General features: G+C 67.5%; 14 protein-coding genes and 1 pseudogene. 7 read left to right on the top strand and 8 right to left on the bottom strand.

Going from position 1 to position 12,586, the window contains the following annotated elements; translation table 11 throughout:
* Positions 1 to 164: 164 nt before the first annotated feature.
* A complete protein-coding gene (locus AB0F17_RS37975) occupies positions 165 to 1,382 on the bottom strand; it encodes an MFS transporter (RefSeq protein ID WP_358033015.1) in 1,218 nt (405 codons plus the stop codon).
* Positions 1,383 to 1,411: 29 nt separating this feature from the next.
* On the opposite strand from AB0F17_RS37975, the gene AB0F17_RS37970 reads away from it, so the two are divergent.
* Positions 1,412 to 2,008 (top strand): CGNR zinc finger domain-containing protein, encoded by a 597-nt coding sequence (locus AB0F17_RS37970; protein WP_358033013.1) that lies wholly within the window; start codon positions 1,412 to 1,414, stop codon positions 2,006 to 2,008.
* 17 nt (positions 2,009 to 2,025) lie between these two features.
* Here AB0F17_RS37970 and AB0F17_RS37965 read toward each other — a convergent pair whose 3' ends face one another.
* On the bottom strand, positions 2,026 to 2,847 hold the full coding sequence (locus tag AB0F17_RS37965; protein WP_358033010.1) for a nitroreductase/quinone reductase family protein: 822 nt from the start codon (positions 2,845 to 2,847) through the stop codon (positions 2,026 to 2,028).
* Positions 2,848 to 3,054: 207 nt separating this feature from the next.
* Positions 3,055 to 3,831, bottom strand: coding sequence for a TetR family transcriptional regulator (locus AB0F17_RS37960; RefSeq protein WP_358033007.1), 777 nt, complete (start codon positions 3,829 to 3,831; stop codon positions 3,055 to 3,057).
* Positions 3,832 to 3,922: 91 nt separating this feature from the next.
* Here AB0F17_RS37960 and AB0F17_RS37955 point away from each other — a divergent pair, with 91 nt between their 5' ends.
* Genes AB0F17_RS37955 through AB0F17_RS37945 form a run of 3 tightly spaced genes read left to right on the top strand, consistent with a single transcriptional unit; the run spans position 3,923 to position 5,872 of the window.
* Positions 3,923 to 4,249 (top strand): sulfotransferase, encoded by a 327-nt coding sequence (locus AB0F17_RS37955; protein WP_358033005.1) that lies wholly within the window; start codon positions 3,923 to 3,925, stop codon positions 4,247 to 4,249.
* Entirely contained in the window at positions 4,246 to 4,635 is a 390-nt protein-coding gene (locus AB0F17_RS37950) for a hypothetical protein (protein ID WP_358033003.1), read from the top strand. The genes AB0F17_RS37955 and AB0F17_RS37950 overlap by 4 nt, the downstream gene beginning before the upstream one ends.
* On the top strand, positions 4,622 to 5,872 hold the full coding sequence (locus AB0F17_RS37945; RefSeq protein WP_358033001.1) for an FAD-dependent oxidoreductase: 1,251 nt from the start codon (positions 4,622 to 4,624) through the stop codon (positions 5,870 to 5,872). The genes AB0F17_RS37950 and AB0F17_RS37945 overlap by 14 nt, the downstream gene beginning before the upstream one ends.
* A 177-nt stretch (positions 5,873 to 6,049) precedes the next feature.
* Here AB0F17_RS37945 and AB0F17_RS37940 read toward each other — a convergent pair whose 3' ends face one another.
* Positions 6,050 to 6,409: a hypothetical protein gene (locus tag AB0F17_RS37940; protein ID WP_358032998.1), complete on the bottom strand. Its 360-nt coding sequence runs from the start codon at positions 6,407 to 6,409 to the stop codon at positions 6,050 to 6,052.
* Positions 6,410 to 6,513: 104 nt separating this feature from the next.
* On the opposite strand from AB0F17_RS37940, the gene AB0F17_RS37935 reads away from it, so the two are divergent.
* Both AB0F17_RS37935 and AB0F17_RS37930 read left to right on the top strand, forming a co-directional pair.
* A complete protein-coding gene (locus tag AB0F17_RS37935; RefSeq protein ID WP_358032996.1) occupies positions 6,514 to 7,449 on the top strand; it encodes a Clp protease N-terminal domain-containing protein in 936 nt (311 codons plus the stop codon).
* Positions 7,450 to 7,498: 49 nt separating this feature from the next.
* Positions 7,499 to 7,666: pseudogene (locus AB0F17_RS37930) on the top strand (FAD-dependent monooxygenase); the annotation flags it as partial.
* Positions 7,667 to 7,810: 144 nt separating this feature from the next.
* Here AB0F17_RS37930 and AB0F17_RS37925 read toward each other — a convergent pair.
* The 3 genes from AB0F17_RS37925 to AB0F17_RS37915 form a co-directional block, all read right to left on the bottom strand.
* Complete coding sequence (locus AB0F17_RS37925) at positions 7,811 to 8,188, bottom strand: hypothetical protein (RefSeq protein ID WP_358033392.1); 378 nt, start codon at positions 8,186 to 8,188, stop codon at positions 7,811 to 7,813.
* A 422-nt stretch (positions 8,189 to 8,610) separates the two neighbouring features.
* The gene (locus AB0F17_RS37920; RefSeq protein ID WP_358032994.1) at positions 8,611 to 8,988 is read right to left on the bottom strand and encodes a hypothetical protein; all 378 of its coding nucleotides are present in this window, start codon (positions 8,986 to 8,988) and stop codon (positions 8,611 to 8,613) included.
* Positions 8,989 to 9,204: 216 nt separating this feature from the next.
* A complete protein-coding gene (locus AB0F17_RS37915) occupies positions 9,205 to 9,624 on the bottom strand; it encodes a hypothetical protein (RefSeq protein WP_358032991.1) in 420 nt (139 codons plus the stop codon).
* A 658-nt stretch (positions 9,625 to 10,282) separates the two neighbouring features.
* Here AB0F17_RS37915 and AB0F17_RS37910 point away from each other — a divergent pair.
* Positions 10,283 to 10,534: a hypothetical protein gene (locus AB0F17_RS37910; protein WP_358032988.1), complete on the top strand. Its 252-nt coding sequence runs from the start codon at positions 10,283 to 10,285 to the stop codon at positions 10,532 to 10,534.
* A 488-nt stretch (positions 10,535 to 11,022) separates the two neighbouring features.
* On the opposite strand, the gene AB0F17_RS37905 is transcribed toward AB0F17_RS37910, so the two are convergent.
* Positions 11,023 to 12,519, bottom strand: a complete 1,497-nt coding sequence (locus tag AB0F17_RS37905; protein WP_358032985.1) for an FAD-dependent monooxygenase — start codon at positions 12,517 to 12,519, stop codon at positions 11,023 to 11,025.
* Between the last annotated feature and the right edge of the window lie 67 nt (positions 12,520 to 12,586).

Raw genomic sequence — 12,586 nt, 5'->3', positions numbered from 1 at the left:
TCGACACGTTCAAGCGCTTCGACGCAGGATCGACAGTGGTGCGCCGCCACGTGTGGCAGGGCAAGGTCTGGTCGGCGGTGCCCTACCGCGTTCTCCACGACACGGGGTCCTCTGAAACCGACCTGCGACAGCGAAAGCTGATCGGCGCCGTCGAAATCTGCGGGTCAGCGGGGGGTTGCGCTCGCGTCAGAGGGTTGGCGGCCCGGCGGGACGATCCAGAAGGCGAGTGCCGCGAGGACCGCCAGAGTGGCCGCCAACGCCAGGGCACCGGGAAGTGACCAGGTGGCGATCGGCCCCGCGGTGGCCGCCCCCAGGGCGAAGCCGGTGATCTTCAGGCTGGCGCCGGTGGTGAAGATCTGGCCGCGCAGGTTTTCCGGGACCTCCCGGTGGCGCACCGCGAACAAGGCGGTGAGCTGGGGCCCTTGACCGATTCCGGCAAGGAGCATGGCGACGATGAGTACGGCTGGTTGATCCATCGCGGCCAGGGCCAACGCGGCGGCCTGGGTCAGGGCACTGACCCAGATGATCGTGTCGGGGCTGACGGAACGAGGCACCCGAGCGAGCACCGCATTGGCCGCCAAGGCGGAGATGGCCGCACACGAAAGCAGCAGCGCGCCGCGACCGGCACCACCGAGAACACGTTCGCCGAGGAGCGGGATACAGGCCGTCAGCATTCCTTGGGCAATGCAGGAGATGACCGAGGTAAGTGTCGCTCGGGTCAGACCCGCGCTTCTGACGATGACCCGCGCTCCGGCGGCGAGGTCGCCGATCATCGAGTTCGTCTGCGACTCTCGCGCTGAACCGGAACGCGCGGGCAGCGTCCACGCGGCGGCCACTGCCATGCCGATGAGCACCACGGAGACCGTCACAGCCATCGGCGCCCCCAGCAGCTCGGCGACGCCGCCGGCGAGAGCCGGTCCGGCCAGGCTCGCCATGCTGAAGGTCATCGCATCGAGTGCGTTCGCCCGGGGCAGTTCGGCGCGCGACACCACTCGAGGCAACTGAGCCGTCCAGCCACCCGACAGCGCAGGCCCCAGCAGCCCGGTGAACACCGCGATCAGGACGTTCACGGCGATCGGAAGGTGACCGAGCCCCAGCAGGATCATCCCCAGGCCCGCAGCGTAGAGCACGAGCGCGCCGGCCAGCAGACGACCTGGTCGCGCCGCTCTGTCGAGGAGCACACCCAGCACAGGGCCGCCGACTGCCGCGGCGACCGTGATACCCGCGAGCAGCGACGAGGCTTCCGTGGTCGATCCGGCAAGGGCGAATCCCGCCAGCATCAGCGCCGGTCCCGACATTTCATCCCCGGCACGAGCTGCCACAGCGCCGGCGAGATAGGGCCTCAGTCTTTTCACCCGGGAGACGTTACGGAAGTAACGCAAAACACCGCAATATGCGTTACATTTCGTGAATGTCCTCCATCGCCGACGACTGGTCCACCCGGCACTCCGTGCTGACCACGGCGCGACGCACCGCCGCCCTCATCAACGCCGTCGCCGACGACCGCGCCGACCCCAGCACCGTCGCCGAGGTACTCCGCGCATACGGCGAGATGGACCCCATCGACCTGACCCCCCGCGATGTCGCCGCGATGCGCACAGCCGCCGCTCAACTGCGGGAGGTCTTCGCCGCCGACAGCGCCGCCGACGCCGCCACCACCCTCAACCACCTCCTACGGGAGCACACCGGACCGCTCCGCCTCACCTCACACGGCGGCAGCACCCCGTGGCACCCACACCTCGATCATGAGGACGACGCCCCCTGGGAAGAATGGCTCCTGGCCTCGTCCTGCATGGCACTGACGGTCCTCCTCTGGGACCACCAACGCCCGCCCGGCCGGATCTGCGCATCACCCGACTGCCAGAACGTCTTCATCTCCCATGGCAGCGGTCCGGAACGCCACTACTGCTCACGCCGCTGCGCAACCCGCGAACGGGTCAAAGCGCATCGACGCTCCCGCTCAGCCGAACAACATCAAGACGTGCGCCCAGGATCCAATGCGACGTGACTCAAGCTCCTCGGACTTCAGGCGAGGTCGAGAACCGGGATCAGTTGCTCCTCCTCGTACGTCAGGTGCGCTTCGAGCTCATCGACGAGCCGTTCGATCTCGGCCCGTACCTTCAGCGGATCCCCACCGGAAAGGACCTGCTTCAGCTCTTCCAGGAGTACGGTGATGCGCTCGTGCTCCTTGGCCAGCCGCTCCAGGGTCGGAGCGAGCGAGGGATGCTGCTCGGCCAGGCCGGGGAACATCATGGTGTCCTCGCCCGTGTGGTGATGGTGCAGCCCCTGGCAGACGGTCAGGCAGTTGATCCTCAGCTGTACGCCCAGGCCTGGCCGCCCTGAATCGGACAGCTCCTTGCGGATCAGCGCGAGTTCGCGGCGGAAGCCGTCGTGCACCAGCTTGAGGTACGCACCGACCGACGGTGCGCTGTCCCGGGGCGGACCGGTCACGCGCAGTGCGACGACCGGGATGGTGCGCGTCGTCTTGGCCTGGTAGTCGGCCCAGCCGGGGTCGCCTTCCGCCGCGCGGGCGAACGCCGCGTCACGTTCGGTGCCCTCCAGGACCTCCGCCTCGACATCGAAGATGAGGACGCCGGTCTCGACGGTGGCGCGCGGGCTGGCCTTCAGATTGTGGTACCAGGCCGGGTTGTTCGGCGCTCCCCCGGCGGAGGCGATGACCAGCATGCCCTCGGCGCCGTCGGGCAGGTAGGCGAGCGGGGTCGTGTGTGGCTTGCCCGAGCGGGCGCCGGTGGTGGTGAGCAGGAGCAGCCTCGCTCCCTCGAAATAGTTACTGACTTGGCCGTTGTTGGCACGGAACTCGTCGATGACCTGCTTGTTGAAATCCACTCTTCTCCATTGGTGGTTCTGGCTGTGCCGTACTGAATGGAGAAGAAGACGGCGGGCCACGGGCCCGCCCGGCGATCAAGCGTCAGCCGGGCTGCTCTCTGGTGCGTGGCCCAAGGCCGACCCGGCAGTCACGCAGGTCACGCTACTTCATCAAGATATTCTCCGCAAAAGTGGCACACCTGAGTGCCGGCGGTTTAACCCTCGGCCTCACAGGGCGGCAGCGCGGAGGAATGCTTCGGCGAACGTCCGCGATACCTCCCCCACCGGAGGCAGCACGTCGTCGCCCAGCGCCTCCCGCAGCGCGGGGCGGAGCAGCATGTGCCCGGCGAGCGGGCCGATCATCAGCTGAACGAGCAACGGCAGCGGGATCGGCCGCAGTCGGCCGGCCTGGATCTGCGAGGTCAGCAGGGCACTGAGGCTGGCGAACATCCTCGGCAGGTTGGCCTTCAGCATCCGGGCGGCCGTACCGTCGGGACGGCTGAACAGGTCGCCGAAGATGGCCGGTAGCACCCGTGGCTCCCGCGAGAACGCCTCGACCAGCGCGCCGTAGACGGCGTGGACGGTCTCCTCGATCCGCTGCGGAGGATCGGCGGCCAGCGCCTCCAGGCTAGGCACCGGGACGTACCGGTCGAACATGCACGCGAGCAGGCCGTCCCGGCCGCCGAAGACGGCGTGCAGGCTGGTCGGCGAACACTGCGCGGCCGCCGCGACGGCATCCATCGTGACCGCGCCGAGCCCGTCGCGGGTGATCAGCACGGCCGCCGCCTCGATCGCCCGCTCGCGGACCGGCGGCCGGCCGCCGGGATCGACTCCGGCTTGCCGTACCGCCTCGTCCAGCCGGGCCCGGGAGCCGCCGAGCCGCCGGAGCAGGGTGCTGCGGGAGATGCCCGCGGCCGCGGCGATCGTGCTGAGCGGCACTTCGGCCACGTCCTTGCCGAGTTGCGCGGCGGCCGCCAGCGCGGCATCCACCAGAGCTTTGTCCACGGCGTCCCATGGTACTGCTTCCTATTTGAACCTCATCTGTGTATCGTCCCAAGCAGAGTTTCATCCAACGATGAATTAAGGAGGAGTCGACATGATGAATGTGATCGGCGCGGGATTACCACGCACCGGGACCACGTCACTGAAGGCGGCGCTGGAGCGGCTCGGCTTCGGCCCCTGTCACCACATGCGGGAAATGGGCGCCCATCCGGAGCAGGCGCAGCGGTGGCAGCAGACCCTGGACGGGCCGACCGACTGGACCGGCGTGCTGCGGGGCTACCGGACCGCGGTGGACTGGCCGAGCGCCGGGCAGGGCTGGGAGCCGTTGTGCGACTTCCTCGGCGTGGCCGTACCGGACGAGGCCTACCCGCGCCTCAACGACCGGCAGTCCGCCCTCACCTGTCTACGGGAGCCGAGGTGAACCTGCGCAGGCTGCTCACCCTCCACGCCCTGATCACCTTCGCGGCCGGTGTGGTGCTCATCGCCGCGCCCGGCCTCATTCCCGGCGCCGTCGGCGTGCGCGTCCCGCCGGACGCCTACCTGGTGTGTTACCTCCTGGGAGCCGCCGAACTGGCCCTGGCGTTCCTGTCGTTCGCGGGCAGAACCCTGCGCCGGCCCGACGGGATGCGGCTCGTCATCTGGACCGTGATCGTGTTCCACGGTTGCACCGCCGCGGTCGAGGCATACGCGTTCGCGCGTGGCGTGGTGAACCCCGCGATCTGGGCCAACGTGGCACTACGCCTGGTGGTCATCGCCTTGTTCATCCAGTACGGACTGCGCCGGAAGGACGGTCATGATGATCACTGAAAGCACCGGAGTCCTGGTGTGCGGCGGCGGTCCGGCCGGCATGATGCTGGGCCTGCTGGTGGCCAGAGCCGGGATCGAGGTCACCGTACTGGAGAAGCACGGCGACTTCCTGCGCGACTTCCGCGGGGACACCGTGCACCCCGCCACCATCCGGCTCATGGACGAGCTCGGCCTCGGCGCGGGCTTTCGCGCCCTGCCGCAGAGCCGCTTGGGCAACCTGTCGCTCCCCGCCGCCGACGGGAGCATGGTGACCTTGGGCGACTTCGAGGCGCTGCCGGGGCCGTACAACTACATCGCGATGGTGCCGCAGTGGGATCTGTTGTCCTTCCTCGCCAAGGCGGCCGGCGAGGAGCCCGGGTTCTCCCTGCGCATGAACGCAGAGGCGACCGCGCTGCTGCGAGACGGCGAGAAGATCACCGGGGTCAGGTATCGCACGGCGGACGGCCGCGATGGGGAGATCCGCGCCGAGCTGACGGTCGCCTGCGACGGCAGGCACTCCACGCTGCGCCGCGACGCGGGGCTGGTGCCCAAGGAGTTTCGGGTGCCGTTCGACGTCTGGTGGTTCCGGCTGCCCAGGCCAGCCGGCGACCGGGAGGCGCCCGCCAGCGTGACGCCTGTCGCACGGGGCCCCGAGGCGCTGATCTCGCTGGCCCGCGACGACTACTACCAGGTGGCGTACTTCACCGCCAAAGGCTCCGACGCGCGGCTGCGGGCCGAAGGGATCCAACGGTTCCGCCAACGCATCGCCCGCCTGCGCCCGGACTTCGCCGACCGGGTGAGCGGGCTGGCGAGCATGGACGACGTGCACGTGCTCGACGTGCGGCTGAACCGGCTCCAGCGGTGGTACCTCGACGGGCTGCTGCTCATCGGCGACGCCGCGCACGCCATGTCGCCGGCTGGCGGGGTGGGCATCAACCTGGCCATCCAGGACGCGGTGGCCGCCGGCACCATCCTGGCCGAGCCGTTACTCCGGCACGCCGTCACCCTCGCAGATCTTGCAGCCGTGCAACGGCGCAGGTATCGCCCCACCGTGATCGTGCAGAACGCTCAGCGGCTGCTTCAGCGGGTCATGTTCGAGAAGCAGTTCGCGGGCAAACGTTCCGGGCCGCCGAAGTCCATGCTCTTCCTCAGCCGGGTGTTCCCGGGGTTTCGCAAGATCCCCGCCCGCTTCGTAGGCTTCGGGCCCCGCCCCGAACATGCCCCAACCTTCGCCCGTCCAGAACGGAAGAGTCCATGACCGCGCTCATGTCCGCCATCGAGATCGACGTCTCATAGAGGAGGTCTTCCCGCACATCAACGACCCAGCCACCGCAGTCGACCTGGCCAACACCCGATGCGCACGAGCCAGATCCGGAAGCGCCCACGGCCACGGTGGCACCGTTCCGGGCCGATGGCACGGTGCTGCTCTCGCCGGTCACTTCCGCTCCAGCGCGGCCAGCCGCAGCTCAAGCTGGTCAACCCGGTGCCGTAGCAGGGTGACCTGGGCTTCCAGGCTGACTTCCCGTTCCGCCCTGCGCTGAATGCGCGGTGACGCGCCGGCGCGCTCGATCACCGCGTCCAGCTGGACCAGGCGCTGCGGCCCGTTCGGGCCGTCCACCAGCCGGGACTGGATCTCACCGTTGCGGTACCAGGACCGCAGGGCCGAGCGGGAAACGCCGGTCTCGGCTTCCGCCTTGGCCAGCGTGACCCAGGGCGTCTCGTCCAGCTGCTCGAACAGCTCCAGCTCATTCTGCCAGCGCGCGAGCCGGTCCTCCCAGTCCGACGGTGTCTCCATCACACCCTCCCTTCGGCATGGTGACCCTATCAATAACAGTGTATTGACATGGCTGTAACCATGGAACCATGCCATTTGAGAGATTTACGGTGAAAGCCCGCCAGGTGGTCGTCACGGCCCAGGAGGAGGCGAGGCTGCTCAAGCACAACTACATCGGCACGGAGCACATCCTGTTGGGACTGCTCAACGCGCCGGACAGCACGGCGGCGAAAGTTCTGCACCAGCTCGGATACAACAAGGAGACGGCGCAGGTCGATATCGCCGCGGCGGTCAAGCCCGGCACGGAGGAGCTGCGCGGCCATATCCCGTTCACGCCGCGCGCGAAGAAGACGCTGGACCTCGCCCTGCGCGAGGCAACGCAGCTGCACCACAACTACATCGATACGGAACACATCCTGCTCGCTGTGGTCAGGGAAAGTGAGGGCGTCGCCGCGAAGGTGCTTGCCGAGCGGATCAATCCGATCAGCAAGATCCGCGCCGCGGTGCTGGCATCGTTGGAGGGATCGCAGGACGTCGCGGCCGGCCCATGGCCGGCCGGCACACCTGCCACCGAGGACACCGTGTCCGCCGCCAGCGCGCTGGCCGGTGGCGCACCGGTCGGCAGCCATCACCTGCTTGAGGCGATGCTGCGGGTGGAGAACAGCATGGCGGCCAGGGTGCTGCGCGAACTCGGGGTCGACCCGGACGCCGTCGCCGACAAGATCGACGAACTGGATCCGGAGACGACCACGGACGCGAACCCGGAGGAGACCGCCGCGCGCAAGATGGAAATCCGGCTGGTCCACGATGAGGTGCACCTGATCCTGCGGGACCCGGCAACGGTCACGATCGCCAAAAAGGTCACCGAGCTGGCCGAGGGCCCGATCCAGGGCGTCGGGCCGGTCGCCGGCATGTTCGTCCCGCTCTGGCGGTCGACCAACCAGCTGCTGCTGCAGATCCAGCGCGTGCTGGAACCGGAACCCGAAGAAGGGGACGGATCCGCCACGAGCAAGGTGGCCAAGGTCGTGCGCACGGTGCTCGCGCCCCGGCTCCGCCGGTGAACCGGCTGATCAGCGGGCCGAAAACTGTCACGGCGAATCGGAGGCAACCATGACCATCACCATCGTCGGAGCCGGCTTGGGCGGCCTGGTCCTTGCCCGTGTGCTGCACGTGAACGGCATCGACGCCGTCGTGTACGAACGTGAATCGTCGCGCGGCGCGCGCGGTCAGGGCGGCATGCTCGATCTGCACTCCGGGACCGGGCAGCGGGCGATGCGCGAGGCCGGCCTGATCGACCCCGCGCCCGTTGACGCCGCGGGCGAGGGTGCTCGCCGGTGCACCGTCCTCCCAACTGCGGGCGAGAGGACGGTGCACCGAGCGTGCCCACCGCCTGCGTGTCAACCGGCGGCACCGCCTATGCGATCAGGAAAACGTGCACGTTTGGAGGTTCGGCCCCTGGTTGGGCACCACGTAGCACTGCCGTGTGCCCAGCTTGTTGTCCCTGTCGTCCCAGAAGTCCACGTCGATCGTGCCTCGCCACCACCAGCCGTCCGTCGTGTAGCAGCGCGTCTGGTTTCTGTCACCTTCAAGGTTTCTTTTCGGGGTGGCGACGTAGTTGCCGTTCTGATTCCATCCGTTGATGGTGAAGGCCTTGATGTCGGGGTGTCCGCCGGCGACACACGTTCGGACGATCTGCCCGTTGGCGCCGGTGGCGTTAAGCGGGTTGTCGACCGTCGCCGCCGTCGCCGGCCCTGCGGCGAGAGCGCCGGTCAGCCCCGTGATCACGGCCAGGGTGATCACGGCCCGCCTGGCCACCTGCTTTGTCGATTGGCACAACACTGAGAACTCCTTTGACATGAGTAGCGAGATTGGGGATACCACTGGTGTCGGCGTACAGGTAACTCCGTACGAGCAGACGTACTAGGGGTTTCCGCGCCATTTCGCCGGGATCACCCGACGACTCACCAGCCCACGGGGCAGGGTGCGCGCACGGTGAGCGAAGCCCATCGCGCAACGACGCCGCAGGCGCCCTTGACGGCGGCCTCTGTCTCGCACCCTTGCTGAGTGGGTGGCCTCGGCCCGCCACACCCGGTCTTCATCTGAGGCGCCGAGCCCCGCACGTCCGCGTGTACATGCCTGTGGACGTTTACCTGCACCTCGGCACCTGGCGAGGGTGGCTCGCACACCGCCTGCTGGATCAGCCGACTGCATCCCCTACGCGATCAGGCGAAGTAGCATTCGTAAGTCGGGCGTTGCTGGCTGGTCGGCACCTCGCACTGCCGGGTGCCCAGCTTGTTGTCGTTGTCGTCCCAGAAGTCCACGTCGAGCCAGCCCTTCCACCACCAGCCTTCGAGGGTGTAGCAGCGCTTCCCATTTCTGTCCCCCCAAAGGTCTCTTTTCGGGCTGGCGACGTAATTGCCGTTCTGATTCCATCCGTTGATGGTGAAGGCCTTGATGTCGGGGTGTCCGCCGGCGACACACGTTCGGACGATCTGCCCGTTGGCGCCGGTGGCGTTAAGCGGGTTGTCGACCGTCGCCGCCGTCGCCGGCCCTGCGGCGAGAGCGCCGGTCAGCCCCGTGATCACGGCCAGGGTGATCACGGCCCGCCTGGCCACCTGCTTTGTCGATTGGCACAACACTGAGAACTCCTTTGACATGAGTAGCGAGATCAGCGAATCGCGTTGGGGGATTCCGGGAACGGTCCGGCCGGTAGACGTCAAGGCGGGAGGCGCCTCAATCGGCATCACGACTTCATCGTGCTCGAAAAGGTCTCGATGCCTTGCCGTATCAGCCGTCGCACCGCGTCCTGCGCGAAATCAATCGAAGGTGCATCGCCACACCCTGGCCGAGGGGTCGCCGCCCTCCCTGACCCAGCATTGCCGGGTGCCCAGCTTGTTACCGTTGTCATCCCAGAAGTCCACGTCGAGCCAGCCCTTCCACCACCAGTCAGAGATCAGGCTGCAGCGTTGCCCTGCTCTGTTTCCGGGGAGATCGGTCCTTGGAGAAGCGACGTAGTTGTTGTTCTGGTTGAACCCGTTGATGGTGAACGCCTTGATGTCGTAGTGTCCTCCCGCGACACACGTGTTTACCTCCCACGAGTTGAGACCGCGGGCAACCGGGTCGTCGACCGTCGCCGCCGTTGCCGGCCCTGTGGCAAGAGCGCTGGTCAGCCCGGTGACCATAGCCAGGGTGACCATGGCCCGCCTGGCCACCTGCATCTTGGAGCGATGCGGCATCGAGATCCTTCCTTTCTTGAACCAATGGAATGCGGCGGAGGCTCCCGCCTTTCTCCAAAATTAGAACACTCAAAATATTGACAAGATGTATATAAAACCTTGACGATGTTCAATCCAAACAGTTCACAGGTTTTCGGATTTCCGAAATTCGCGGACCTGCAACAACGCAACCCGGCGAGTCCGGGAATCCACGATCTCCTTCAATTAGGGGCGTTCACGAATAGGGCTGGCGTGGGACACAAGAGGGGTTGAGAAGATCGCTTCCCACCTGCAGCGTGATCGTTTCCCCGCCGGTTCCGTCAGATGTTGTGACGGTCGTCGAAATGCCTTCGCGTCGAGGGTGTCGTCGTCTCTACCCTGGCCGGATGACGTGGCGTACCGTGCTCGACGACTGGCCTGAGCCGACCGCTCGTTGGCAAACCAACTGGCCGAACTGCCCGCCGGTCGGTCATGAGCTGAAGCAGTGCTACACCTCACGCTGGGTTCGCTTCCACAGCCTTCCGGGGTCCAAGCGGTACGCAGACACCCCAGCCGAGTACGACACCCTCTTCAACCGCCTCGGCGCCCCCCAGCCGCGCAGAGGCGATCTACTATGCTCAACACCAGCCGACGACGCCCTAGCAATCAACCCCGGCGAGCTCGGCCACCTCAGCCCCTCGTGGCGAGGGACGTACTCCACCGCCAGGGCCATGACCTCGACCTGAGTGACCCGAAGAGCCGACTCGCCCACGGCCGCGTCGCCCAGATCGTCCTGGTCGCGCTGCTCGTCACCGTCGCCAACGATCAGTGGCGCCACACCCAGCAGCCCCCAGACGAAGCCATCACCTCCGCTGCCGTCCCCGAAACTCCAGAGAAGCACGTCGACCACACACCACTCACGGGGCGGAGCAGGCCACCACCCGTCCCATAAGCCGCAATTCAGGTCACCGTGTCGCAGCAACCAGCCCGGCGCCGGCTTCGCCATGCCCAACGACGTGATCGCGGTCCTCCACCAGCGGCCTGACACCACCTGGATCTTCCCCGGCACCTACTCCGCAGGCCCCAAACCAGGACGAACCCGATTCTGAACTCCCTGAAACGACAAGATCCCGCCCGATCGCGATGATCAGACGGGATCCCGTCAACTTCAGTCCAGCCGTCTTGGGGTGTTCACGAGTGCTCATGACCTGGGGCGCAGCACAGCTTTCTAAGATCGCTTCCCGGACAGGAATTGCTCGTTTCCCGAGCTGTCGGATACGGCCGAACGTCATCGGCGAGTCCTGCATGAGGGTTTCGCCCGGGCCGCCGCAGGCCAGGCCGCAACCGACGTCGCCGCATTCCAGACTCCTTTCCGATCAAACGGCCAGGACCACAAAAGCCCAGCTCAGGTGCCCACTAGGACGATGTGTACCTATCCATTCACCCCAGCCAGCGTTGGATCGCCGCCCTGAGCGATGCGCGGGACTCCGCGTCCGACTGCGGAACGTCGGTGGCCCATGCCACGTATCCGTCGGGCCGCAGCAGCAGCGCCGTGCACGGCACGGCGGAGCCGGGCAGCCCCGCGGTTGCGGGGTATCCCCAGTCCCCGCCAGTGAAATCGATCAGGTGCGGGCGGCCGTCCCTGGTCAGCTCGGCGAGCCGGACCCCGTCTTTGAGATCCAAGTCGGGAGCCCACCGACCGGCCAGCGGATGGTCGCTGCCCACCTCGTAGCGGATGTCGGCGCCCGACATCAGGTCGGCGATACGGCGGACGTTGCGCGGGTCGCCGAGCAGTTCGGTGAACAGCGCGCGCAGGCCGGTGACCTCGCTGCCAGGGGCGATCAGCGCGGATTGGGCGCGCGAGGACATCACCACCCGCTCAGCGACCGGGCGTCGTTCGGACTCGTAGGTGTCGAGGAGACCGGCGGGGGCCGTGCCGCGCACGTCGGCCGCGAGTTTCCAGCCAAGGTTGACCGCGTCCTGGAGGCCAAGGTTGAGCCCGGGCCCGCCGATCGCCGAGTGCACGTGAGCGGCATCGCCGACCAGCAGCACCCGGCCGTCTCGGAAACGCTCAGCCAGGCGGGTGTTGCCGCCGTTGAGCTTGCGCATCAAGTGCGGCCCTTGGCCGTCGGGCGGGCCGAAAGCGATGTTCACACCGAGCACGCGGCGGGCGCTGGCTTGCAGTTCCGCGAGCGTGAGCGGCCCCTCGGCGTCCTGTCCGTTCCACTCCTTGGTGGAGATCAACGGTGCGGGGGCGCCCGGCAGGGGCGCGTACACGAACAACCCGCGCTCGGTCCGGTGGTGCAGGAATGGCGGGATGGGTCCGTACCCGGGAATGTCGAGTCCGCCGGTGGCCGGATCGACGAACTCGGCCGGCACGACGGCGTGCGCGGTGCGCGCGATCGTGTGGTCGGTCGTCACACCGGGGAAGGCGATGCCGGCCAGCTTGCGTACGATGCTGTGCCCGCCGTCGGCACCGATCAGGTAGCGCGTTTCGATCGTGTACGGCCCGGCCGGCCCGCTGACCTGGAGGGTCACGCCATCAGCGTCCTGGGTGAATCCGGTGAGCTCGTGGCCGCGCCGGATCTCGACGGCGAGTTCGACGGCCCGTTCCTCCAGCATCTGCTCGATCCTGCGCTGCGGAACCTGGAGGATGTAGAAGGGGTTGTCGTCCAGCACACTCAGGTCGATGGGCAGCGCGCCGAAGACGAACCCGGGAGCGGGCCGCGGTGGGTCCTGGTCACCAGCGAGCCGCTCGTACAGGCCTCGCCGGTCCAGCATCCGTACCACCTGGCCGACCAGGCCGTTGGCGCGGCTGTCCTGGGTGCGCTCCGGCAGGCGCTCCAGAACCAGGGGGCGGATTCCAGCCAGGCTCAGCTCGCAGGCCAGCATCAGGCCGTTGGGCCCGGCTCCGGCTATGACGATATCGGCGATCATGGTGGTCCTTCCGAGCATGACGGATCGACCGGCGGCAGGCCGGCTGATCTTCGATAGGGAAAATGGG

The sequence above is a fragment of the Nonomuraea sp. NPDC026600 genome (genome assembly GCF_040638335.1).
Taxonomy (GTDB): Bacteria; Actinomycetota; Actinomycetes; order Streptosporangiales; family Streptosporangiaceae; genus Nonomuraea.
Note: the sequence above shows the minus strand (reverse complement) of the source record. Positions and strands in the feature narration are given on the sequence as shown.

Coding starts and splice junctions, on each gene's coding strand:
- AB0F17_RS37915 (WP_358032991.1), bottom strand. CDS start 9,624: ATGCCGCATCGCTCCAAGATGCAGGTGGCCAGGCGGGCCATGGTCACC.
- AB0F17_RS37945 (WP_358033001.1), top strand. CDS start 4,622: ATGATGATCACTGAAAGCACCGGAGTCCTGGTGTGCGGCGGCGGTCCG.
- AB0F17_RS37970 (WP_358033013.1), top strand. CDS start 1,412: ATGTCCTCCATCGCCGACGACTGGTCCACCCGGCACTCCGTGCTGACC.
- AB0F17_RS37955 (WP_358033005.1), top strand. CDS start 3,923: ATGATGAATGTGATCGGCGCGGGATTACCACGCACCGGGACCACGTCA.
- AB0F17_RS37905 (WP_358032985.1), bottom strand. CDS start 12,519: ATGATCGCCGATATCGTCATAGCCGGAGCCGGGCCCAACGGCCTGATG.
- AB0F17_RS37940 (WP_358032998.1), bottom strand. CDS start 6,409: ATGGAGACACCGTCGGACTGGGAGGACCGGCTCGCGCGCTGGCAGAAT.